Here is a 22,268-nt window from a genome sequence, read left to right as displayed (position 1 = left end):
GTGCGGCGTATTTTACCTGCTGGCACCGGAGGCTGCCCGGTGCCAGCAGAGGCGGGGTTCAGGCGGCCTGGGCCTGCTCGCGGCGCGGACCTTCGCGCAGGGCACGGCCGACCATGCCGACCAGCAGTTCCAGCTCGCTGCTGTCCATGCCGAAGTGCGGGGTGAAGCGCAGCGAGCGCTCACCGCCGTGGATCACATTGACGCCCTGGCGGCGGAGCCATTCTTCGGTGGAACCGGCGCCGTAGCACTTGAACTGCGGAGCCAGTTCGCAGGAGAACAGCAGGCCGGTGCCCTGCACCTTGGTGATCAGTCCGCCCAGTTCGTCCTTGAGCTTTTCCAGCCGGCGCAGTGCCTCCCGGCCACGCTCGGCGATGTTGCCGCGCACCTCCGGGGTGAGCTGGGCCAGCGTGGCGCAGGCAACGTCCAGCGCACGCGGATTGCTGGTCATGGTGTTGCCGTAGATGCCCTTGCGGTACAGCTGTGCGGCGCGTTCGTTCACTGCAAGCACCGACAGCGGGTACTGGGCGGCATTGAGCGCCTTCGAATAGGTTTCCATGTCCGGCGCATCCAGGCCTTCGAAGCCGGGGTAATCCACCACCGACAGCACGCCGTGGGCGCGCAGTCCGGCCTGGATGGAGTCGATCAGCAGCAGGCTGCCGTGGGCCCGGGTCAGTTCGCGGGCCAGCGCATAGAACGCCGGCGGTACCGAGCGTCCCGGATCGCCTTCGCCCATCACCGGCTCCAGGAATACCGCTTCGATGAACCAGTTGCTGCGCGCTGCCTCGTCGAACACCGCGCGCAGGGCGGCTTCGTCATACGGGGCGATGGCGATCACCGAGTCTTCGTTGCGATAGCTGGCCAGGTGCTGCTGGTAGGTGCGCCGGCTGGAATCGGAGTACAGGGCCGGGCGGTCGGTACGGCCGTGGAAGCTGCCCTTGATCACCACGCGCTTGACCGCGGCACCGGCATGCGGGGCGCCCGGATCGGTCTGCAGTTTGCTGTTCACATCGGCGATGCGCGCGGCCAGGCCGACCGCTTCCGAACCGGAATTGAGGCACATGAAACGGGTGAACGGACAACCGCCACGGCGATGGCCGATTTCCGCCCGCAGCGCCTTGACGAAGCGCTGCTGGGAAAGGCTCGGGGTCATGATGTTCGCCATCACCTGCGGCTGCGACATCGCCTCCAGCACCGCATCGGGGGTGTGGCCGAAGCCGAGCATGCCGTAGCCACCGGCGTCGTACAGCACCGCGCCCTTGAGCGTGACCACCCACGGGCCGCGTGCGGTCAAGGCGACATACGGGGTCACCGCATCGTCGGCGTAGAAGTTGATGAAGCCGTCCTGCATGGCGTCGATCTGGGCCTGTTCGTCCAGCGCCAGCACCTCGCCCAGCTCACCCTGGAGGCGGGAAAATTCGGCCGCGGCGGCATCGGCCGCAGCCACCAGCGCGGGGTGGGAGGCGGCAAGACGCTCCAGCGTGGCGTCATCCAGGCCGGTGGTCATGCGGGTGCCGGGCTGGGCGCGGAGGGGGGCGAGGCGTTCGATGAAGCTCATTGCAGATCTCCTGAAACGATAGGTCGCACGGCCCGTAAAAGCACAACGCGCGGCAAGCGCGCGCGTCGGGTCATGGCTCGTGCATTCGGACTTCCGTTTCGATGCTAGCACGCGGTTTTTTGCGCGATAACCCCGTCCGTTCGCTGCTGCATGGCAGCATTTTCGTGGGCGTTTGCCGCCAACTGCGCTGTCCATCGGTGGCCGGTCGTACAATGCGCGCCATTGCCGACCTGTTGCTGCGTGTTCCCTTGAAGAAGTCCGATTTCCACTACGACCTTCCCACTGAACTGATTGCCCAGGCGCCGCTGCCGGAGCGTTCGGCGAGCCGCCTGCTGCTGGTGCCGCCGACGCCGGGCGCGCTGCAGGATGCGCATGTGCGCGACCTGTCCGCGCTGCTGCGCGAAGGTGATCTGCTGGTGTTCAACGATACCCGGGTGATCCCGGCGCGGCTGTTCGGCCAGAAAGCGACCGGCGGCCGCGTGGAGATCCTGATCGAACGCCTGCTGGGCGCGCAGCAGGCAAGGGCGCAGGTCGGGGCCAGCAAGACCCCAAAGCCGGGCAGCAGGATCGCGCTGGACGCCGGTGGCGAGGTGGAAGTGCTGGGCCGCGATGGCGAGTTCTACGTGCTGCGGTTCCATGTGCCCGAACCGCTGGAGCAGTGGCTGCTGCATGCCGGGCGGCTGCCGTTGCCGCCCTATATCCAGCGCGAGCCCGGGCTGGACGATCGCGAGCGCTACCAGACGGTGTTCGCCCGCGAGATCGGTGCGGTCGCCGCGCCGACCGCCGGGCTGCACTTCGATGATGCGCTGCTGGCGGCCCTGCAGGCCAAGGGCGTGGGCTTTGGCCACGTCACCCTGCATGTGGGCGCGGGTACCTTCCAGCCGGTCCGCGCGGACGATCTGAAAGACCATGTGATGCACCGCGAATGGCTGAACGTCGGTGCCGAGCTGGTGCAGCAGGTGCGGCGCACGCGCGAGGCCGGTGGCCGGGTGATCGGGGTGGGGACCACGGTGGTGCGGGCGCTGGAAAGCGCGATGCGCGACGGTGAGCTGCTGCCGTTTGCCGGGGAGACCCAGATCTTCATCACGCCGGGGTACCGGATCCGCAGCGTGGACGCGATGGTGACCAACTTCCATCTGCCGGAGAGCACGCTGTTGATGATGATTTCCGCGTTTGCCGGCAAAGAGCGGGTGTTCGAGGCGTACCGGCATGCGATCGAGCAGCGCTACCGCTTCTTCAGCTACGGCGATGCGATGTTGTTGTTCCCGCAGGGCTGATCGGTTTTCTGTTGGTCTGCGCGACTCCCTGATACGGGTCGAGCCAGCGGATGGGGGCAGGCAGGACACGCCGTGAACCCATCCATGGGGGCTGCTTTCCGCCCATCCGGGGCTCCAAGCGTCCTGCCTGCCCCCATCCGCTGGCTCCTGACACGTTCACGCGTGCGGCCGGCAAGGAGCGCCTGTGCGGTGGGGTGGGGGATGAAAAGCAGCCGGCCTGCGGCCGGCCGTCGCCGCGACGGGCGCGGAATCTGGAAGGTGCGGGTGGGGCAGGTTGCACGGGACCCTGTGAGGCAGGAGCCGAACTGGAGCCCCCATGGACGGGTTCACGGCGTGTCCCGTGCAGCCTGCCCCGCCCGCGCCCCTCGCAGATACCCGAGGCGCCACGCCTTTCGCGGGAACCCCAAAAGTACGAGACAATAGAAAACTATCTGTCCCGAACAACCGCACCATGTCCCGACTGCAGTTCCAGCTCCAGACCACTGATGGCCGTGCCCGCCGTGGCCGCTTGACCTTCCCGCGCGGAACCGTGGAAACCCCCGCGTTCATGCCCGTCGGTACCTATGGCTCGGTCAAGGGCATCTTCCCCGACCAGGTGCGTGCCCTGGGCGCGGAAATCATCCTCGGCAATACCTTCCACCTGTACCTGCGCCCCGGCCTGGATGTCATCGCCGACCACGGCGGCCTGCACGGCTTCGCGCGCTGGGATGGCCCGATCCTGACCGACTCCGGCGGCTTCCAGGTGTTCTCGCTGGCACATCGCCGCAAGATCACCGAACAGGGCGTGACCTTCGCCTCGCCCACCGACGGCGCCCGGGTTTTCCTCGGTCCGGAGGAAAGCATGAAGATCCAGAAGGTGCTGGATTCGGACGTGGTGATGATCTTCGACGAATGCACGCCGTACCCGGCCACCGAGGACGTCGCGCGCCGCTCGATGGAGCTCAGCCTGCGCTGGGCCCAGCGTTCGCGCGATGCCCACGATGGCCTGGGCAACGACGCCGCGCTGTTCGGCATCGTCCAGGGCGGGGTGCATACCGACCTGCGCAGCCGCTCGGCCGAGGCCCTGCAGCAGATCGGTTTCGACGGCTACGCCATCGGCGGGCTGGCCGTGGGCGAACCCGAGCATGAACGCAACGCCATGCTGGATCACCTCAATCCAGTGCTGCCGGCAGACCGCCCGCGCTACCTGATGGGCGTGGGCCGGCCGGAAGACCTGGTGGAAGGCGTGGCCCGCGGCGTGGACATGTTCGACTGCGTGATGCCCACCCGCAACGCGCGCAACGGCCACTATTTCACCTCTTTCGGCACGGTCCGCATCCGCAACGCCCGCTACGAGCGCGACATGGACCCGATCGAACCCGGCTGCGGCTGCTTCGCCTGCAGCGGCGGTTATACCCGCTCCTACCTGCGCCACCTGGACCGCTGCAACGAAATGCTGGCGCCGATGCTGGGCACGATCCACAACCTCTTCTACTACGAGAAGTTGATGGCCGATATGCGCGCCGCCATCGCCGCGGGAACCTTCGAGGCCTTCCGCGGGTCTTTCTACGCAGCCCGGGGGGCTGCCGTCCCGCCGCTTTGAGCGGCCGCCCCCTGCCGAAGGGCCCAAGGACGAATCCCTGGGCCCGTGGCATACTTCACGGCTGACACCGATCTGCGGTCGCGCCCGGCCACTCGTGGCACCGCAGCGCCGCCCAACCAAAGGACTCCACGATGAACCTGCTTGCTTTCCTGATTCCCGCCGCCCACGCCCAGGCTGCCGGCGGCCAACCGCAGGGCTTCACCATGACCACCCTGCTGTTCCCGGTCATCCTGATCGCCATCATGTACTTCCTGATGATCCGCCCGCAGATGAAGCGGCAGAAGGAGCACAAGGCCATGCTGGAGAAGATCAAGCGCGGCGACGAAGTGCTGACCAACGGTGGCATCGCCGGCGTGGTCACCGACATCGGCGACAACTTCGTCACCCTGGAAGTGGCTGACAACGTGCGCATCCGCGTGCAGAAGGGCGCTGTCGGCAACGTGCTGCCGGCCGGCACCCTGAAGTCGGCTGTCTGATCCACTCCCTTTTCTGAAGCACAACCGCGGCGCCGGGGATGGCGCCGCGCGGGAACCTCGCAATGCTCGAATTTCCACGCTGGAAGTACGTCGTCATCCTGATCGTCCTGGCGATCAGCACGTTGTATGCGCTGCCCAACATCTACCAGAAGGATCCGGCCATCCAGATCACCGCCAACCGCGGCGGCCTGGTGGATTCAGCGCTGCGCGACCGCGTGCTGGCCGACCTCAAGCAGGCCGGCGTCGCCCCGATGGCGGCCGAAGTGGAAGGCGACAGCCTGATCGTCCGCCTGCCCGACATCCAGGCGCAGACCGCCGCCAATGACGTGCTCAAGCAGAGCGTCGGCGAGGATTACGTGGTGGCGCTGAACCTGGCCTCCACCGTGCCGGACTGGCTGTCCAACCTCGGCGCGCGCCCGATGACGCTGGGCCTGGATCTGCAGGGCGGCGTGCATTTCGTGCTGCAGGTGGACCAGAAGGCCGCGCTGGACAAGCGCATGGACAGCTACACCGAAGACGTGCGTACCACCCTGCGTGATGCGCGTATTCCGTACCAGTCGGTCGAGCGCCGCGCGGACAACACCATCGTCGCCAACCTGAGCCCGAGTGCAGGCGAGGGCGCTGGACTGCGTGCCCGTGATGCGCTGTTCAAGTCGCAGCCGACGCTGGGCTTCGAAGTCACCGGCAACCGCGTGACCGTCAGCCTGCCCGATGCCGAACTGGCCGCCATCGCCAACGGCGCCATCGAGCAGAACGTCAACACGCTGCGCAACCGCGTCAACCAGCTCGGCGTGGCCGAGCCGATCATCCAGCGCCAGGGCGCCGACCGCGTGGTCGTGCAGCTGCCGGGCGTGCAGGACACCGCCGAAGCCAAGCGCATGATCGGTGCCACCGCCACCCTGGAATACCGCGCGGTCATCGAAGGCAACGCGCAGGACGCCGTCGCCAGCGGCCGCATTCCGCCCGAAGCCAAGGTCTACCAGCTGCGCGACAACCGCGGCCCGGTGCTGCTGGCCAAGCGGGTGATCGTCACCGGTGACCAGATGGTCGCAGCCCAGGCCACCACCGACCAGAACGGTTCCGCGGCGGTAAGCGTGACGCTGAACAATGTCGGCGGGCAGCGCATGTTCGATTTCACCAGCGCCAACGTGAACAAGCCGATGGCGGTGGTCTACACCGAGCGCATCCCCACCGTGGAAACGGTGGACGGCAAGGAAGTGCGCAGCTTCCGGGTCAAGGAAGAGGTCATCTCGGTGGCCAACATCAACGGCGTGTTCGGCAAGAATTTCCAGACCACCGGCCTGGAGAAGCGTGAATCCGAAGACCTCGCCAAGCTGCTGAAATCCGGCTCGCTGGCCGCGCCGATGGACTTCGTGGAAGAAAAGATCGTCGGCCCCAGCCTGGGTGCGGAGAACGTGCAGCGCGGTGTCACCGCGGTGGGCTTCGCCTTCCTGTTCACGCTGGTGTTCTTCACCGTCTACTACCGCATGTTCGGTGTCATCACCTCGGTGGCGATGCTGTTCAACCTGCTGATCGTGGTCGCGGTGATGTCGCTGTTCGGCGCCACCATGACCCTGCCGGGCTTTGCCGGCCTGGCGTTGTCGATCGGCCTGTCGGTGGATGCGAACGTGCTGATCAACGAGCGTATCCGTGAAGAGCTGCGTGCGGGCATGCCCGCCAAGGCCGCCATCGTGGCGGGCTACGAAAAGGCGTCCGGCACCATCCTCGACGCCAACCTGACCGGCATCCTGGCAGGCGTTGCGTTGTATGCGTTCGGTACCGGCCCGCTGAAGGGCTTCGCAGTGACCATGATCGTCGGCATCATCGCCTCGATGTTCACTGCCATTACCGTTTCCCGTGCCCTTGCAGTGCTGGTCTACGGCCGCCGCAAGAAGCTCAAGACCCTGGCCATCTGACGGGAAAAGGATCGATACCATGAAATTGTTTCCGCTCCACCTGATCCCGAACGACACCAAGTTCGACTTCATGCGCACCCGATGGATCGCCATCGGCATCGCCGCACTGGTGTTCATCGCCGCCCTGGGCAGCATCATCGGCAAGGGCTTCAACTACGCGCTGGATTTCACCGGCGGTACCGTGGTGGAAGTGCGCTTCGACCGGCCGGCCGACGTCGACGCCGTGCGTGAGCACCTGGAGACTGCCGGCTATGCCGGTGCCCAGGTGCAGAGCTTCGGCAGCGGCAGCAACCTGCTGATCCGCCTGCAGCCGCAGGTCCAGGCCGAAGGCGAAAGCGCCGGCGACGCCAACAACCGCACTGCCGAAGCGGTGCGTACGGCGGTGTCGCTGGAAGGCAACGCCGCAACCGTGCTGTCCTCGGAGTTCGTCGGTCCGCAGGTCGGCAAGGAGCTGGCCCTCAACGGCCTGTACGCTGCGCTGTTCGTGCTGGTCGGTTTCCTGATCTACATCGGTTTCCGCTTCGAGTGGAAGTTCGCGGTGGTGGCCATCATCACCACCCTGTTCGACGTGCTGGTGGTCGCCGGCTACTTCTCCTTCAGCGGCCGTGAGTTCGACCTGACCGTGCTGGCCGGCCTGTTGTCGGTGATGGGTTTCTCCATCAACGACACCATCGTGGTGTTCGACCGTGTCCGCGAGAACTTCCGCAGCCTGCGTGTCGAGCCGCTGGAAGTGATGAACCGCTCGATCAACCAGACCCTGTCGCGCACCATCATCACCTCGCTGGTGTTCTTCCTGTCCGTGCTGGCGCTGTACATCTACGGCGGCGGTTCGCTGGAAGGGCTGGCCCTGAGCCAGATGATCGGCGCAGTGATCGGCACCTTGTCCTCGATCTTCATCGCCTGCCCGTTGCTGACCATGGGCGTGCTGGCGGTGACCAAGCAGGACCTGCTGCCCAAGGCCAAGGACGAAGAAGCCCTGGCCCGCCGCCCATAACGAGGCAGCCGGAAAGACACAGAAAAAGCCGCACGAAAGTGCGGCTTTTTCTTTGCTTTTTTTCCTCCCCGCACACGCCACGGGCGCCCAGGGAGGTATCAGAAGAGGCGGCGGGTGGGGTTGCGCGGGACGCTGAGCCGCATGGATGCGGCGACGCAGCCTACAAGGACGTACTTGCGGCGTGTCCCGCGCAATCCCACCTGCCGACTCTCACAGGCAGAAAACGATACGCCCCCGTCGGTTGTGCATATTCCCCCCGCACACTACGATTCCAGCGTTTCGTGCAAGCGCGCCAGCGCGCCGCACCTGTCCCACACCGAGGTATCCATGGTCATCAAACCGCGCGTCCGCGGCTTCATCTGCGTCACCACCCATCCCACCGGCTGCGATGCGGCGGTCAAGCAGCAGATCGACTACATCAGCGCCCGGCCGAAGATCGTCAACGGTCCCAAGCGCGTGCTGGTGATCGGCGCCTCCACCGGCTACGGCCTGGCGGCGCGCATCACCGCCGCCTTCGGCAGCGACGCCGCCACCCTGGGCGTGTTCTTCGAAAAACCCGGCAGCGAGACCAAGCCGGGCAGTGCCGGCTGGTACAACTCGGCCGCGTTCCACAAGTACGCCGGCCAGGCCGGACGGTATGCGAAGAGCGTGAACGGCGATGCGTTCTCCGATGAAGTGAAGGATCAGGTCATCGCGCTGATCAAGGCCGACCTCGGCCAGGTCGACCAGGTGGTCTACAGCCTGGCGTCGCCGCGCCGCAAGCACCCCAGGACCGGCGAAGTGATCAACTCCACGCTCAAGCCGATCGGCGCGCCGATCACCCTGCGCGGCCTGGATACCGACAAGATCAAGCTGACCGAGACCCACCTGGAGCCGGCTACCGACGAAGAGATCGCCGGCACCGTGGCGGTGATGGGCGGCGAGGACTGGCAGATGTGGATCGACGCGCTGGCTGCGGCCGGCGTGCTGGCCGACGGCTGCACCACCACCGCGTTCACCTACGTCGGTGAGGAAATCACCCAGGCGATCTACTGGAACGGCAGCATCGGTGCGGCCAAGAAGGATCTGGACCAGAAGGTGCTCGGCCTGCGCGAAAAGCTGGCCGCGATCGGCGGCGATGCCCGCGTATCGGTGTTGAAGGCAGTGGTCACCCAGGCCAGTTCGGCAATCCCCACCATGCCGCTGTACCTGTCGCTGCTGTTCAAGGTGATGAAGGAGAAGGGCACCCATGAGGGCTGCATCGAGCAGCTCGACGTGCTGTATGACATCCTCTACGGCGGCAAGGCCGAAGGCACGGCGGTGGAGCGCCTGCGCCATGAGCTGACCGATGCCGATGGCCGCCACGTCGAGCTGATCGACGATGCCGGCCGACTGCGCGCGGACTACAAGGAAATGGCGCCGGGCGTGCAGGCCGAAGTGCTGGAATTGTGGCCGCAGGTGACCGATGAGAACCTGTATGAGATCAGCGACCTGGAAGGCTACAAGGCCGATTTCCTGCGCCTGTTCGGCTTCGGCGTGGAGGGCGTGGACTATGACGCCGACGTGGATCCGGACGTGAAGATCGATAATCTGGTCGACATGACCTGAAGTCGGGCGGGTGACGACCACCGGTCGTCACCCGCTGCGGGCCGGTGCCTCAGCCGAAGTCGAAGTCCATTCGCGGCGTAGCCTCGCCGACGAACTCACCCTGCACGTAATCCACCCCTGCGCTGAACAGCAGGGTCATTGAATTGGCATCGGTGATGAACTCGGCGACGGTGGCGATGTTGGCCGCCTGCGCACGTTCGGTGATTTCCTTGATCTTGTCGAAGTTCTCGCGCGTGCTCGCCGCGTCGCGGGTGAAGCCGCGATCCAGCTTCAGGAACTGCGGCTGGAAATGCGCCAGCAGCTGGAACGAATCCAGTCCTGAACCAAACTGCTCCAGCCCGATCCGACAGCCCAGCGGGGCGACCGCCTGCAGGAACTGCTGGGCGTTGCGCAGGTGGGTGAAGACCTTGGACTCCGGGGCATGCAGCCACAGCCGGTCGCCGGGCACGCCATGTGCCTGCAGTTCTTCCTGCAGGGTGGTGATCAGCAGCGGATCGGCGAATGATTCCGGGGTGATCTTGACCAGCATGTGGGTGGCATGGCCGGCGCGCTGGCGTTCGCCCAGGATGGCGATCGCACGTCGTACCACCCAGCGGTTGATGTCGGCCAGCAGACCGTGTTCCTCGGCGATGCCGAGGAAGGCGACCGGGCTCATCAGTTCGCCGTTGTTGTCCAGCCGCAGGTAGGCCTCGTACAGTTCGCGTGATTCGCCCTGCAGGTTCAGCACCGGCTGGTAATGCAGCTGGAAGCCATCGCCTTCCACCGCTTCGCGGATGCGCGCGACCCAGCGGGCGATGCGCTCTTCTTCCACCCGATCGGTGGCGGCCGGATCGAAGATGCGCACGCTGTTGCCCAGTTCGGCCGCGGCCTGCACGCAGGTGGTGGCACGCGCCAGCACCTGGCCGATGCTGGCGATCTTCTCGCCGACCTGCACGCCGCCGATGCTCACGGTAACCGTGGCAGAGCGCTCGCCGATGCTGAACACATGCGCGGCGTAAGCACTGCGGATGCGTTCGGCCAAGGCCGCAGTATCGGCGAAGGCGCCGTCGAGCAGCACCGCGAAGCTGTGCTCGCCGAAGCGGGCCAGCTGCGCCTGGCTGCCGACCGTATCGTTGAGCAACGCGGCCATGGAGGCGATCAGCGCATCGGCTGAATCCAGCCCGATGTCCGGCAGCAGGCGGGCGTAATGGTCCGGCTCGACCAGCAGCAGGCCGGAACGGCCTTCGCCGCGGCTGGCCTGGGCTACCGCGTTTTCCACCTGCACCATGAAGGTGGGACGGTTGAGCAGGCCGGTGACCTGGTCGCGCTGGCGCAGCTCCTCCACTTCGCGGGCCAGCTCCGGGTCAAGTTCCAGGCGGCGGCGGAACACCACCTGCAGGCACGATTCGCCTTCGTAGCTCGCACTGGTGAACTCCATGGTCGCCGCGAACGCATTGCCATCCTGGTGGCGGGCATCGATCTGGTACTGCGGCGGCGGCGCCTCGCCCTTGCTCAGGCCCTTCAGCAGCTGCTTGAAGCCTTCCACGTGCTGGGCGGCCACCATGTCCAGCAGCGAAATGCCTTCCACGTCGTCGAAGCTTTCAAACCCGAACATCTCCAGGTAGGCATCGTTGGCGCGGATGTGCATGCCCTCGTGGATATAGGCGATGGGGTCGCGCGAAGAAGCGATCAGCGCGTCACAGCGGCGTTCGGTCTCGCGCATCTGCGCCTCGATCCGGCGCAGGCCGCGACGTGCCTGCAGGTCGATCCACTGGTCGCGCACCACCGCCAGCAGGTGTTCCGGCCGCGGCCGCAGCGCGAGTGCGCGCAGGCCGTGCGCGCTGGCTTCGACCAGCGCGTCCTCTTCGATGTGGTCCACCAGCAGGATCAGCGGCACGTCCTTGCCGCTGGCGGCTATCTGCTGGGAGACCTGCGGCAGGCTGATCGACTGCTGCGGCGCGGCCAGCACCAGGTCGATCGGCTGCGTCGCCAGCACCTGCCCCAGTTCGCCCACGTCCTGCGGCCGCGAAGGCCGCACCGCGATGCCACTGTTGCGCAGCGCGCTGACGATCGCTTCAGCGTTCTCGCCGCTGTCATCCACGATCACCAGGCGCAGCGTGATGTCATTCGAGTTCTGCATTCAAAGGCTCCCCAAGCTGCCCATTAGATACACGATGCGCGCCCGCAGGTCCATGCGCAGGCCCCTACGCCACGCTGCCGGCGGCATGGCCGCTGGCCCACGCCCATTGGAAGTTGTAGCCGCCCAGCCAACCGCTGACGTCGAGTACCTCGCCGATGAAATACAGGCCGGCCACCTTGCGCGATTCGAAGCTGGAGGAGGACACCTGCGCGGTGTCCACCCCGCCCAGGGTGACTTCGGCGGTGCGGTAGCCCTCGGTGCCACTGGCCACCAGCGGGAAGCCGGCGAGCAGGGCGGCGGCCTGGCGCAGTTGTGGCTCATCGATCTGCTTGACCGGACGGTCCGGCAGCCAGTGCTCGCACAGGCGCTGCGCCAGGCGCTTGGGCAGCACCTCGGCCAGCACGGTGCGCAGGGCCGCGTCCGGGCGGTCGCGTTTCATCGCGCGCAGCCACTGCTCGGCGTCCTGGCCCGGCAGCAGGTCCAGTTCCAGCGCATCACCAGGTTGCCAGAAAGACGAAATCTGCAGGATCGCCGGGCCGCTGATGCCGCGGTGGGTGATCAGCAGCGAGTTGCGGAAGGCCATGCCGTTGCTGCGCGCTTCGACCGGCAGCGCCACGCCGGACAGGTCCGCCAGACGTTGCTGGTGGGTGCCGCTGAGGGTCAGCGGCACCAGTCCGGCGCGCGTCGGCAGTACATCGTGGCCGAACTGCCTGGCGATCTCATAGCCGAAGCCGGTGGCGCCCAGGCTGGGGATGGACAGCCCGCCGGTGGCCACCACCAGCGAGGCGGCGAAGAACGTCCCGTGGGTGGTCTGCACGTGGAAGCCGTCGCTGCCGCGTTCGATCCGCTGCACCGCGCAGTCGGTGCGGACCTGCACGCCGGCCTCCACGCATTCATCCACCAGCATCTTGACGATCTGCTTGGACGACACATCGCAGAACAGCTGGCCGAGCTCTTTCTCGTGGTAGGCGATGCGGTGCCGCTCGACCATCTCGATGAAGTCCGCAGGCGTGTAGCGGGCCAGGGCGGATTTGCAGAAATGCGGGTTGGCCGACACGAAGTTGGCCGGGGTGGTGCCGGTATTGGTGAAGTTGCAGCGGCCGCCGCCGGACATCAGGATCTTCTTGCCGACCTTGTTGGCATGGTCGATCACCTGTACCACGCGGCCGCGCTGGCCGGCGGTGAGCGCACACATCAGGCCGGCCGCGCCCGCGCCGATCACCAGCACATCGCACCGCGTTGCCGCCACGCCGCTCACTCCTTGGCGCGCTTGCGCCAGACGGGGATGACATCCAACTGCATCTGGTCGTTGATCAGCTGCACTTCGGCATCCTGGATCAGCACGCTCCAGCGCATGGCACGCTGGATCTGCTGGCTCCACTGCTCCACGAAGGCGCCAGGAAGGTCGAGCACGGACAGGTTGCTGAAGCGCTCCAGCGCCTTGCCCTGCTTCTGCCACCACACGTCCGAAGCATGCCCGGCGTAGGTCACCACCTGCACCTGGCGGCTGCGGTTGCAGGCCTTGCGCACGCGCGATTCGTCCGGGTGTCCGAGGTCGATCCAGCGCAGGATGTCACCGGTGTAGTCCTGTTCCCAAAGATCCGGTTCGTCGTCGGTGCTCAGCCCGCGACCGAACTCCAGCCGGTCCTCGGCATTGAGCGCGAAAGCCAGCAGACGCACCATCAAGCGCTCGTCGGTCTCCGACGGGTGCTGGGCGAGGGTGAGGTTGTGGGTCGCGTAGTAGCCGCGATCCATGTCGCTGATCTGCAACTCGGCCTTGCGGATGGTGGCGGTGAGGGCCATGAGGCTTCCGTGGACAAAGAGCACCATGATAATGGGTGCGCCATGACCCCGTCCGATCCGATCCTTCCCGTCGTTGCCGCCAGTCGTCTCCAACTGCCCCCGGGCAACTGGAAGAGCCTGCTGGACGGGCTGTGCGCCCGCTTTGCGCGGATCAGCCGCGCCCAGTGGCAGGATCGTTTCGCGCGCGGGCGGGTGCAGGATGCGCAGGGCAGGGCACTGCTCCCGGGCCAACCGTGGCAGGTGGGGCTGGAAATCCGCTACTTCCGTGAAGTCGAAGATGAACCGGTCATCCCCTTCGCCGAGCGCATCGTTCACCACGACGCCCACCTGCTGGTGGCGGACAAGCCGCATTTCCTGCCGGTGGTGCCGGCCGGCGGCCACGTCCAGCAGACCCTGCTTGCGCGGCTGGTGGCTGCCACCGGCAATGCGGACCTGGTGCCGCTGCACCGGCTGGACCGCCTCACCGCCGGGCTGGTGCTGTTCTCCACCCGCCCTGAAAGCCGGGATGCGTACCAGCGGCTGTTCCGTGAGCGGCGGATCGCCAAGGTCTACGATGCGCTGGCCCCTGCGCTGCCGCGGCGGTCCTTCCCGCTGCAGCACCGCAGCCGGCTGCAGAAGGGCGAGCCTTTCCATTGCATGCGCGAAGAGGAGGGCGATCCCAACAGCGAGACCCTCATCGACGTGCTTGATCGCCAGGGCCCGGTCTGGCGCTACCGGCTGCAGCCGGTGACCGGGCGCAAGCACCAACTGCGCGTGCACATGGCGGCCCTGGGGGCGCCGATCCTTGGCGATGACCTGTATCCGGGCTACGCGCCTCAGCCGCCGGGTGACTATCGCCGCCCCCTGCAACTGCTGGCCTGCGGTCTGTCGTTCAGCGATCCCCTCGACGGCGAGCCGCGCCGGTTCACCAGCAGCTTCACGCTGCGTGGGCCGGGCAGAGAGTAGGCGGAAAGCTGAATTGGGAGCTTGCCTGGACCCCGATCCGGCCTCGCGCCTTGGCACAGCTGCGCCGGGGCGGTAGACCATGAACGCACTGCCTATCGCTTTTTGGAGCAAACACGCGTATCGTCCGTCTCACTGTGTTTGCTAGGGTCACCGTAAATCGTGGCCTGGTGCAGTTGATCTCACGATCTGCTCCATCGATCCGCTTTGCCAACGCCTGCAACTCAGTCTCGGCCCCGATATCCGGTGGCTGCGATTTATTTCACATTGTTTCAGGAGTTTCAAAGATGTCTGATCGTCAGAGCGGTACCGTCAAGTGGTTCAACGATGCCAAGGGCTTCGGCTTCATCACCCCGGAAAGCGGCCCGGACCTGTTCGTGCATTTCCGTGCCATCCAGGGCAACGGCTTCAAGTCGCTGCAGGAAGGCCAGAAGGTGACCTTCGTCGCCGTGCAGGGCCAGAAGGGCATGCAGGCTGACCAGGTGCAGGCGGTCTGATCCGCTTGCTGCCGTAAGGTAGCCAAAGACGCCGGAAGCGAAAGCTTCCGGCGTTTTTTTTTGCCCGCGTTGCGGTCGCGTTGCGGTGGTGGGTGACGACCGTTGGTCGTCACGCTTTCCCCAATCCCCTCGCTCTACCCTGTAACTCACCTGCCTACCCGGATTCCCCGCATGCTCACCGTCCACCACCTCGACAACTCCCGCTCGCTGCGCGTGCTGTGGATGCTGGAAGAACTCGGGCTGGCCTACGAGCTGAAGCAGTACGCGCGCGATCCGAAGACCATGCTGGCGCCGCCGGAACTGCGGCAGGTGCACGGGCTGGGCAAGGCCCCGGTGCTGCAGGACGGCACGCGCATACTGGCCGAATCCGGTGCCATCCTGGATTACCTGGCCGACAGCTACGACAGTGAACGCGTGTTGTCGCCTGCGCCGCTGCCGGCTGGTTCGGACGAGCGCATGGCCTACCGTTACTGGCTGCATTACGCAGAAGGCTCGGCGATGCCGCCAATGTTGCTGACCCTGGTGATGTCGAGGATCCGCAACGCGCCGATGCCGTTCTTCGCAAAACCCATCGCGCGCGCCATCGCCGACAAGGCCGAGAAAGGCTTCGTCGGGCCGCAGCGCCGCCTGCACCTGGACTGGATGGAACAGCGCCTGGTGGAAACCCCGTGGTTTGCCGGCAAGCGCTTCACCGCCGCCGATATCCAGATGAGCTTCCCGATCCAGGCCGCCGCCAGTCGCGGCGATGGACTGGCCGACAAGCCGGCGCTGCGCGGCTTCCTGCAGCGCATTGAACAGCGCCCGGGCTACCAGCGCGCGGTGGCCCGCGGGGGCAGCCTGGAGGCGCTCAGCGGGCGCTGAGTGCGTCTTGCCGCTGCGTCCGGCCGCCCCCATGTCGGGGGCATGGATACTGCTGACACCCTTCGTTTCGACAACCGCCTGATCCAGCGCCTGCCCGGCGACCCGGAGCCGTCCAACCAACGCCGTGAGGTGCGCGGTGCCGCCTGGTCGGCGGTCATGCCGACGCCGGTTTCGGCACCGTCCACCCTGGCGGTGTGGCCTGAAGTGGCCGACCTGCTGGGACTGCCGGCCGACTTCGTCGGCAGCACGGATTTCGCCGAGGTGTTCGCCGGCAACGCGCTGCTGCAGGGCATGCAGCCGTGGGCCGCCAACTATGGCGGACACCAGTTCGGCCACTGGGCCGGCCAGTTGGGGGACGGCCGGGCGATCTCGCTGGGTGAACTGGTCGCTGCTGACGGGCGCCACTGGGAGCTGCAATTGAAGGGCGCCGGACCGACGCCCTATTCGCGTGGCGCCGATGGGCGTGCGGTGCTGCGTTCGTCGATCCGTGAATTCCTGTGCAGCGAGGCGATGCACCATCTGGGCGTGCCGACCACGCGCGCGCTGTCGCTGGTCGGCAGCGGCGAGGGCGTGCTGCGCGACATGTTCTACGACGGTCATCCTGAGATCGAACCGGGCGCCATCGTGTGCCGCGTGGCGCCGTCGTTCCTGCGCTTCGGCAGCTTCGAGCTGCCCGCGTCGCGCGGCGAGCAGGCGTTGCTGCAGCAGATGGCGGAAACCTGCATCGCGCGGGACTTCCCCGAACTGCAGGGCAGTGGCGAATCGCTGCTGGGCGACTGGTTCGCCCAGATCGCCGCGCGCAGTGCGGAAATGGTGGCGCACTGGATGCGCGTGGGCTTCGTCCACGGCGTCATGAACACCGACAACATGTCCGTGCTCGGTCTCACCATCGACTATGGTCCCTACGGCTGGATGGAAGACTACGATCCGGAGTGGACGCCCAATACCACCGATGCGCAGGGCCGCCGTTACCGCTTCGGCACCCAGCCGCAGGTGGTGTTCTGGAACCTCACCCGGCTGGCGCAGGCGCTGGCCCCGCTGTTCGCCGACGTGCAGCCGCTGCAGGCCGGACTGGAGGCGTTCCAGGCTACGCTGGCCGCCTGCACGCGACGCGACGTGGCGGCAAAGCTGGGCCTGTCCGCAGCCGATGAGGCCGACCTGGAGCTGCACCAGCGCTGGCAGCAGCTGATGCAGGACGGGGCGATGGACATGACCCTGGCCTACCGCGCGCTGATCCGGCTGGACGTGGCTGCGCCGGATGCGGGAGTGCTCGATGGCGTGTTCTACGACCCCGCACGCCAGGCGGCCGTGCACGAGCCGCTGCTGCAATGGCTGCACGACTACGCCGCGCGCCTGCGTGCCGATCCGCTGGCCGCGCCCGAGCGTATCGCGCGGATGACGCACGCCAATCCGCTGTACGTGCTGCGCAACTGGCTGGCCCAGGAAGCGATCGAGCGCGCCAGCCAGGGCGACATGGGGGGCGTGCAGGCGCTGCAGGAGGTGTTGCGTGATCCGTACACCGAACGTGCCGGGCTGGAGCATTACGCCGGCAGACGTCCGGCGTGGGCAGATCACAAGGCAGGCTGTTCGATGCTGTCCTGCAGTTCCTGAGCGGCCGGCCATCGAGTCCACCAACAGCAGCCCACCGACCGGCCTGTTACCCTATGCCGCCCTACAACGCTGGCCTTGCAATGACCGACGCACACGTCGAACCGCAGTGGGCATCGCGCCTGCGCGACATCGCTGATTTCCCCAAGCCGGGCATCCTGTTCAAGGACATCATGCCGCTGCTCGCCGATGGAGATGATTTCCGTGCGGCGATCCAGGCCATGAGCGCGCGCTGGCGCGACCTGCAGCTGGATGCCGTGGTCGGCATCGAGTCGCGTGGCTTCATCCTGGGCGCGGCGATGGCGCTGGAGCTCGGTGTGGGCTTCGTGCCGGTGCGCAAGCCGGGCAAGCTGCCGGGCAAGGTGCTGCGCGAGGAATACACGCTGGAATATCGAAGCGACTGCATCGAAGTGCATGCCGACGCGCTGCCGGCCGGTGCCCGCGTGGCGATCATCGATGACGTGCTGGCGACCGGCGGCACGCTGGTGGCGGCGCTGTCGCTGGTGCGCCGACTGGGCGTGGACGTGGTCGGCGCCGGCGTGCTGGTGGAGCTGGACGGACTGGGCGGCCGTGGTCGCTGGGAAGCCGGGCTGCCGCTGCACACTGAACTGGTTTATTGAGGTCCATGGCCGCCGAGCATGGCTCGGCGCTACCGTCCCGGCTTCGGTAGTGACGACCGCTGGTCGTCACCGCTGCTGGCTTACATCACGCGGGTACGGAACCTGCGGCCCTTGATCTTGCCTTCTTCCAGCTTGGCCACGGCCCGGTTGGCGTGCTCGCGGGCGATGGCCACGTACGAGCGCGTCGGGTAGATCGCGATCTTGCCGATGTGCTTGCCGGCCAGGCCGGCGTCGCCGGTCAGCGCGCCCAGGATGTCACCGGGACGCAGCTTGTCGGTCTTGCCACCGTCGATGCGCAGGGTGCGCATGGCGGCCTGCGGCAGTTCGGCCGGGCGCGAGGTCGCCAGCGGCGTCTTCTGCCAGTCCAGCGGCTTGCCGCGCTGCGCTTCCAGCGCCTCGGCACGGGATTTTTCGCGGCCGGCCACCAGGCTGATCGCCATGCCGCTGGCACCGGCGCGGCCGGTACGGCCAACGCGGTGCTGGTAGGTTTCCATGTCGGTCGGCAGTTCGTAGTTGATCACCATCGCCAGGTCTTCCACGTCCAGCCCGCGCGCGGCCACGTCGCTGGCCACCAGCACGTTGCAGCTGCGGTTGGCGAAGCGCACCAGCACTTCTTCGCGGTCGCGCTGTTCCATGTCGCCGTGCAGGGCGAGCGAGGAGAAGCCGAACTGCTGCAGCGAATTGGCGACTTCGTCGACATCCTTGCGGGTATTGCAGAACACCACCGCCGATTCCGGTGTGTACTTCAGCAGCAGTCCGGCCAGTGCCTTCTGCCGGTGCGCCGGTTCCACTTCGCAGAACAGGTGGCGGATGGAGGGAGCATCGTCGGCGCCGTCCACGGTTACTTCCACCGGGTCGCGCAGCACGTCGCGGCCGATCGCGCGGATCGCATCGGGGAAGGTGGCCGAGAACAGCAACGTCTGGCGGTCCTTGTGGGTGCGCCCGGCGATCTCGCGGATGGGCTCTTCAAAGCCCATGTCCAGCATGCGGTCGCCTTCGTCCAGCACCAGCGTGCGCACCGCGCCGAGGTTCAGCGCGCGCTTGCGGGCCAGTTCCTGCACGCGGCCGGGGGTGCCGACCACCACGTGCGGATGATGGGCTTCCAGCGAGGCCAGCTGCGGCGCCAGCGGCGAACCGCCGGTCAGCACCAGCAGCTTCATGTTCGGGATGCCGGTGGCCAGCTTGCGGATCTGCTTGCCGACCTGGTCGGCCAGTTCGCGAGTGGGGCACAGCACCAGCGCCTGAACCCGCTGGGTGGCCGGATCCAGCGCCTGCAGCAGGCCCAGCCCGAAGGCGGCGGTCTTGCCGCTGCCGGTGGGGGCCTGTGCGATCACATCGCGGCGGTCGAGGATGGCCGGCAGGCTGCGCGCCTGGATGGCGGTGAGGGTGGTGTAGCCGAGCGCTTCCAGGCCAGGCTGAAGGGCCGGGCTCAGCGGCAGGGTCGAGAATTCATTCATGGCGCATTGTACGGGGTTAACCCCTTACAATACCCGCATGCCTCTGATTACCTTGCAGAACGTCGACTTCAGCGTCGGCGGCCCGTTGTTGCTGGAAAAAGCCGAACTGTCGATCGAGCCGGGCGAGCGTATCGCCCTGATCGGCCGCAACGGCGCCGGCAAATCCACTTTGCTCAAGCTGCTGTCCGGCGACCACAAGCCCGATGATGGCGAAGTCCGCGTGCAGCAGGGCGTCCGCGTGACCCGGCTGGAACAGGAGGTGCCCCACGGCGCCGCTGGCAGCGTGTTCGACGTGGTCGCCGAAGGCTTGGGCGAACTGGGCCAGTGGCTGGCCGAATTCCACCACCTGAGCGTGGCCGAAGAGTTCGACGGCGATGCGCTGGGCGCGGTGCAGGCCAAGATCGACGCCGCCAACGGCTGGGGCCTGGACCAGCGCGTCAGCGAAACCCTGACCAAGCTCGACCTGGACGGCGATGCCGAATTCGCGCGCCTGTCCGGCGGCATGAAGCGCCGCGTGCTGCTGGGCCGCGCGCTGGTGTCCAGCCCGGACCTGTTGCTGCTGGACGAACCGACCAACCACCTGGACATCGAAGCCATCGACTGGCTGGAAATGTTCCTGAAGAACTGGAACGGCAGTGTGGTGTTCGTCACCCATGACCGTCGCTTCCTGCGCGCGCTGGCCACACGCATCGTGGAAATCGATCGTGGCCAGGTCACCAGCTGGCCGGGCGACTGGGCCAACTATGAGCGCCGCCGCGAAGAACGGCTCAACGCGCAGGCACAGGAAAACGCCCGTTTCGACAAGATGCTGGCGCAGGAAGAAGTGTGGATCCGCCAGGGCATCAAGGCCCGCCGGACCCGCGACGAAGGCCGCGTGCGCCGCCTGGAAGCGATGCGCAACGAGCGCTCGTCGCGCCGCGAAATCAGCGGCAACGTCAGGATGGAAGCGGCCCAGGCTGCCAATTCCGGCAAGAAGGTCATCGACATCAAGGACGTGTCGTTCTCCTTCGGCGAGCGCTGCATGGTGCGCGATTTCTCCGCCACCATCCTGCGTGGTGACCGCATCGGCCTGATCGGTCCCAACGGCAGCGGCAAGACCACGCTGCTGAAGCTGCTGCTGGGCGACCTGGCACCGGACCGCGGTGAAGTGCGCGCCGGTACCAATCTGGAAATCGCCTATTTCGACCAGTACCGCTCGGTGCTGCGCGAAGACTGGACCGCCATCGAAAACGTGGCCGAAGGCCGCGATTTCATCGAGTTCAACGGCAAGCGCAAGCATGTGCACGCCTACCTGCAGGATTTCCTGTTCACCCCCGAACGCGCGCGCGCGCCGATCACCCGTCTTTCCGGTGGCGAGCGCAACCGCCTGCTGCTGGCCAAGCTGTTCGCGCAGCCGTCCAACCTGCTGGTGATGGACGAACCGACCAACGACCTGGACGTGGAAACGCTGGAGCTGTTGGAAGAGCTGCTCGGCGATTACACCGGCACGCTGCTGCTGGTCAGCCATGACCGTGATTTCCTAGACAACGTGGTGACCTCCACGCTGGTGATGGAAGGCGAGGGCGTGGTCGGTGACTACGTGGGCGGCTACAGCGACTGGCAGCGCCATGCGGCCTTCGTGGCCGCGCAGCAGGCCAATGCGCCGGTGGTGGCGAGTCGTCCGGCCGCCGCGGCCGCCCCTGCCGCGGCAGCGGCCGCAGTCCCGGCGCCCGCCAAGCGCAAGCTCAGCTACAAGGACGCGCGCGAACTGGACCAGCTGCCGCTGAAGATCGAAACGCTGGAAAAGGACGTCGAAGGGCTGACTGCCGCGATGAACGATCCGGCGTTCTATCAGCGCAGCGCGCCGGACATGGCCGCGCACAACCAGAAACTGGCCAAGGTGCAGGCCGAGCTGGATGCCGCCTACGCGCGCTGGCAGGAACTGGACGCCTGAACCGCTCGACGGGGTCAGATTGCCGCTGCGCTCGCCGACCATGGGTCGGCGCTAGCCGGGTCACCCCGCGGTAGTGACGGCCGCTGGCCGTCACGCGTTTTCAGCGAGGCTTATTTCACTCCGTGCAGGTCACGCAGCTGGGTCGGGCGTGAAGCGAAATAGGCGGCCAGGTCGGCGATTTCCTGGTCGCTGATGCCGGTCGCCTGCGGGGTCATCAACGCGTGCTGGCGATCGCCGGAGCGATACGCCTGCAGCGCGTGCGCCAGGTAATCACTGTATTGCCCCCCCAGCTTGGGGTAGGTCGGGTCGATCGGCGCATTGCCATCGGCACCGTGGCAGTCGATGCAGCTCTGCCCGGTGGCCTTGCCCTTGACCTGCGCACGCGCCTCACCGGCGGCGGGGCGACCGGCCGGCAGTCCGGCAGATGATGAAGGAGCGGGAAGATCGCCACTGGCCTGGCCCGGCTGGTCGGGCGACTGCGTGCTGCTGTCTTCGTGCGACGGCGAGCAGGCGGCCATCAGGACGGCGACGGACAAGGCGATGGCATGACGCGTTAACTGCGCGGCTTTCGACATGTAGGCGTGCCTTACTTGACGGTGGACAGGTAAACAGCGAGATCGGCGATCTCCTGTTCGCTGAAACTCATCGACTGCGCCTGCATGGTCGGATGGCGACGCTTGCCGTGGCGGTACTCGGTGAGGGCCTGCAGCAGGTACTGCTCGCTCTGCCCGCCGATCTTCGGCACGCGGTAGCTGGGGTAGGCGTTCTTGTAACCGGTGATGCCGTGGCAGCCCTGGCAGGTGTATGCCAGGACCCGGCCATTGTCGAAGTTCCCGGTCAGCGCGGCGGCTGGCGCGGGAGCCTGCGGGGCCGGAAGCGGCGCAGGCGCGGCAGCGGCGGGCGGTGTTGAAGCAGGAGCAGGAGCGGCCACGGCGGCCCCGAAGGGCAGGAGGACGGCCAGAGCAAGACAAGCGGCGAGCGGCTGCGGGCGCATGATGTCGTTTCCGGGCTACGGGTCTGGTCGTTCCGGCGTGGGGTACG

At 66.8% G+C, this 22,268-nt stretch carries 19 protein-coding genes; 12 read left to right on the top strand and 7 right to left on the bottom strand.

Annotated features, from left to right (window positions below; genetic code table 11):
* Nucleotides 1-58 precede the first annotated feature (58 nt).
* Nucleotides 59-1,555, bottom strand: coding sequence for an aminotransferase class III-fold pyridoxal phosphate-dependent enzyme (locus IFT63_RS08060; protein ID WP_192083782.1), 1,497 nt, complete (start codon nt 1,553-1,555; stop codon nt 59-61).
* Between the two features lie 212 nt (nt 1,556-1,767).
* On the opposite strand from IFT63_RS08060, the gene queA reads away from it, so the two are divergent.
* From queA to fabV, 6 genes are all read left to right on the top strand, one after another.
* Nucleotides 1,768-2,832 carry a tRNA preQ1(34) S-adenosylmethionine ribosyltransferase-isomerase QueA gene (queA, locus tag IFT63_RS08055; protein ID WP_192083781.1) on the top strand — a complete coding sequence of 355 codons (1,065 nt, stop codon included), beginning with the start codon at nt 1,768-1,770 and terminating at the stop codon, nt 2,830-2,832.
* 451 nt (nt 2,833-3,283) lie between these two features.
* Nucleotides 3,284-4,414 (top strand): tRNA guanosine(34) transglycosylase Tgt, encoded by a 1,131-nt coding sequence (tgt, locus tag IFT63_RS08050; protein ID WP_192083780.1) that lies wholly within the window; start codon nt 3,284-3,286, stop codon nt 4,412-4,414.
* Nucleotides 4,415-4,545: 131 nt separating this feature from the next.
* Nucleotides 4,546-4,890, top strand: a complete 345-nt coding sequence (gene yajC, locus IFT63_RS08045; protein ID WP_042615071.1) for a preprotein translocase subunit YajC — start codon at nt 4,546-4,548, stop codon at nt 4,888-4,890.
* A 62-nt stretch (nt 4,891-4,952) separates the two neighbouring features.
* A complete protein-coding gene (gene secD / locus IFT63_RS08040) occupies nt 4,953-6,806 on the top strand; it encodes a protein translocase subunit SecD (protein WP_192083779.1) in 1,854 nt (617 codons plus the stop codon).
* Between the two features lie 19 nt (nt 6,807-6,825).
* Nucleotides 6,826-7,800: a protein translocase subunit SecF gene (gene secF / locus IFT63_RS08035; RefSeq protein ID WP_192083778.1), complete on the top strand. Its 975-nt coding sequence runs from the start codon at nt 6,826-6,828 to the stop codon at nt 7,798-7,800.
* Between the two features lie 327 nt (nt 7,801-8,127).
* Complete coding sequence (gene fabV / locus IFT63_RS08030; protein WP_192083777.1) at nt 8,128-9,387, top strand: enoyl-ACP reductase FabV; 1,260 nt, start codon at nt 8,128-8,130, stop codon at nt 9,385-9,387.
* A gap of 49 nt (nt 9,388-9,436) precedes the next feature.
* Here the strand turns inward: fabV and IFT63_RS08025 are convergent, their stop codons facing one another.
* The 3 genes from IFT63_RS08025 to IFT63_RS08015 all read right to left on the bottom strand — a co-directional run bounded on the left by IFT63_RS08025 (nt 9,437) and on the right by IFT63_RS08015 (nt 13,309).
* Nucleotides 9,437-11,506: an EAL domain-containing protein gene (locus tag IFT63_RS08025; RefSeq protein WP_192083776.1), complete on the bottom strand. Its 2,070-nt coding sequence runs from the start codon at nt 11,504-11,506 to the stop codon at nt 9,437-9,439.
* Between the two features lie 64 nt (nt 11,507-11,570).
* Nucleotides 11,571-12,755, bottom strand: a complete 1,185-nt coding sequence (locus tag IFT63_RS08020; RefSeq protein WP_042615073.1) for an NAD(P)/FAD-dependent oxidoreductase — start codon at nt 12,753-12,755, stop codon at nt 11,571-11,573.
* A 5-nt stretch (nt 12,756-12,760) separates the two neighbouring features.
* Nucleotides 12,761-13,309, bottom strand: a complete 549-nt coding sequence (locus tag IFT63_RS08015; RefSeq protein ID WP_042615066.1) for a YaeQ family protein — start codon at nt 13,307-13,309, stop codon at nt 12,761-12,763.
* A 42-nt stretch (nt 13,310-13,351) separates the two neighbouring features.
* Between IFT63_RS08015 and IFT63_RS08010 the strand changes: the two genes are divergently transcribed.
* The 5 genes from IFT63_RS08010 to IFT63_RS07990 all read left to right on the top strand — a co-directional run bounded on the left by IFT63_RS08010 (nt 13,352) and on the right by IFT63_RS07990 (nt 17,837).
* Nucleotides 13,352-14,254 (top strand): pseudouridine synthase, encoded by a 903-nt coding sequence (locus IFT63_RS08010; protein ID WP_192083775.1) that lies wholly within the window; start codon nt 13,352-13,354, stop codon nt 14,252-14,254.
* Between the two features lie 284 nt (nt 14,255-14,538).
* A complete protein-coding gene (locus tag IFT63_RS08005; protein WP_042615064.1) occupies nt 14,539-14,748 on the top strand; it encodes a cold-shock protein in 210 nt (69 codons plus the stop codon).
* 171 nt (nt 14,749-14,919) lie between these two features.
* Nucleotides 14,920-15,609 (top strand): glutathione S-transferase, encoded by a 690-nt coding sequence (locus tag IFT63_RS08000; RefSeq protein ID WP_192083774.1) that lies wholly within the window; start codon nt 14,920-14,922, stop codon nt 15,607-15,609.
* 42 nt (nt 15,610-15,651) lie between these two features.
* Complete coding sequence (locus tag IFT63_RS07995) at nt 15,652-17,220, top strand: YdiU family protein (protein WP_192083773.1); 1,569 nt, start codon at nt 15,652-15,654, stop codon at nt 17,218-17,220.
* Between the two features lie 80 nt (nt 17,221-17,300).
* The gene (locus IFT63_RS07990; RefSeq protein WP_042615061.1) at nt 17,301-17,837 is read left to right on the top strand and encodes an adenine phosphoribosyltransferase; all 537 of its coding nucleotides are present in this window, start codon (nt 17,301-17,303) and stop codon (nt 17,835-17,837) included.
* A gap of 80 nt (nt 17,838-17,917) precedes the next feature.
* On the opposite strand, the gene dbpA is transcribed toward IFT63_RS07990, so the two are convergent.
* Nucleotides 17,918-19,294, bottom strand: coding sequence for an ATP-dependent RNA helicase DbpA (gene dbpA / locus IFT63_RS07985; RefSeq protein WP_192083772.1), 1,377 nt, complete (start codon nt 19,292-19,294; stop codon nt 17,918-17,920).
* Nucleotides 19,295-19,331: 37 nt separating this feature from the next.
* Here dbpA and IFT63_RS07980 point away from each other — a divergent pair, with 37 nt between their 5' ends.
* The gene (locus IFT63_RS07980; protein ID WP_042614921.1) at nt 19,332-21,227 is read left to right on the top strand and encodes an ATP-binding cassette domain-containing protein; all 1,896 of its coding nucleotides are present in this window, start codon (nt 19,332-19,334) and stop codon (nt 21,225-21,227) included.
* 110 nt (nt 21,228-21,337) lie between these two features.
* Here the strand turns inward: IFT63_RS07980 and IFT63_RS07975 are convergent, their stop codons facing one another.
* Together IFT63_RS07975 and IFT63_RS07970 are read right to left on the bottom strand one after the other, a co-directional pair.
* Nucleotides 21,338-21,802: a cytochrome c gene (locus IFT63_RS07975; protein WP_042614922.1), complete on the bottom strand. Its 465-nt coding sequence runs from the start codon at nt 21,800-21,802 to the stop codon at nt 21,338-21,340.
* Between the two features lie 11 nt (nt 21,803-21,813).
* Nucleotides 21,814-22,221 carry a cytochrome c gene (locus tag IFT63_RS07970; protein WP_192083771.1) on the bottom strand — a complete coding sequence of 136 codons (408 nt, stop codon included), beginning with the start codon at nt 22,219-22,221 and terminating at the stop codon, nt 21,814-21,816.
* Nucleotides 22,222-22,268: the final 47 nt, after the last annotated feature.

The sequence above is a fragment of the Stenotrophomonas sp. CFBP 13724 genome, from assembly GCF_014841975.1.
Lineage (GTDB): Bacteria > Pseudomonadota > Gammaproteobacteria > Xanthomonadales > Xanthomonadaceae > Stenotrophomonas > Stenotrophomonas lacuserhaii.
This window is presented reverse-complemented; position numbering and strand designations above follow the sequence as displayed.

Coding starts and splice junctions, on each gene's coding strand:
- secD (WP_192083779.1), top strand. CDS start 4,953: ATGCTCGAATTTCCACGCTGGAAGTACGTCGTCATCCTGATCGTCCTG.
- yajC (WP_042615071.1), top strand. CDS start 4,546: ATGAACCTGCTTGCTTTCCTGATTCCCGCCGCCCACGCCCAGGCTGCC.
- IFT63_RS08005 (WP_042615064.1), top strand. CDS start 14,539: ATGTCTGATCGTCAGAGCGGTACCGTCAAGTGGTTCAACGATGCCAAG.
- queA (WP_192083781.1), top strand. CDS start 1,768: ATGCGCGCCATTGCCGACCTGTTGCTGCGTGTTCCCTTGAAGAAGTCC.
- IFT63_RS07990 (WP_042615061.1), top strand. CDS start 17,301: ATGACCGACGCACACGTCGAACCGCAGTGGGCATCGCGCCTGCGCGAC.
- IFT63_RS07970 (WP_192083771.1), bottom strand. CDS start 22,221: ATGCGCCCGCAGCCGCTCGCCGCTTGTCTTGCTCTGGCCGTCCTCCTG.
- IFT63_RS07995 (WP_192083773.1), top strand. CDS start 15,652: ATGGATACTGCTGACACCCTTCGTTTCGACAACCGCCTGATCCAGCGC.
- fabV (WP_192083777.1), top strand. CDS start 8,128: ATGGTCATCAAACCGCGCGTCCGCGGCTTCATCTGCGTCACCACCCAT.
- IFT63_RS08010 (WP_192083775.1), top strand. CDS start 13,352: ATGACCCCGTCCGATCCGATCCTTCCCGTCGTTGCCGCCAGTCGTCTC.
- dbpA (WP_192083772.1), bottom strand. CDS start 19,294: ATGAATGAATTCTCGACCCTGCCGCTGAGCCCGGCCCTTCAGCCTGGC.
- IFT63_RS08025 (WP_192083776.1), bottom strand. CDS start 11,506: ATGCAGAACTCGAATGACATCACGCTGCGCCTGGTGATCGTGGATGAC.
- IFT63_RS08000 (WP_192083774.1), top strand. CDS start 14,920: ATGCTCACCGTCCACCACCTCGACAACTCCCGCTCGCTGCGCGTGCTG.
- tgt (WP_192083780.1), top strand. CDS start 3,284: ATGTCCCGACTGCAGTTCCAGCTCCAGACCACTGATGGCCGTGCCCGC.
- IFT63_RS07975 (WP_042614922.1), bottom strand. CDS start 21,802: ATGTCGAAAGCCGCGCAGTTAACGCGTCATGCCATCGCCTTGTCCGTC.
- IFT63_RS08060 (WP_192083782.1), bottom strand. CDS start 1,555: ATGAGCTTCATCGAACGCCTCGCCCCCCTCCGCGCCCAGCCCGGCACC.
- IFT63_RS07980 (WP_042614921.1), top strand. CDS start 19,332: ATGCCTCTGATTACCTTGCAGAACGTCGACTTCAGCGTCGGCGGCCCG.
- secF (WP_192083778.1), top strand. CDS start 6,826: ATGAAATTGTTTCCGCTCCACCTGATCCCGAACGACACCAAGTTCGAC.
- IFT63_RS08015 (WP_042615066.1), bottom strand. CDS start 13,309: ATGGCCCTCACCGCCACCATCCGCAAGGCCGAGTTGCAGATCAGCGAC.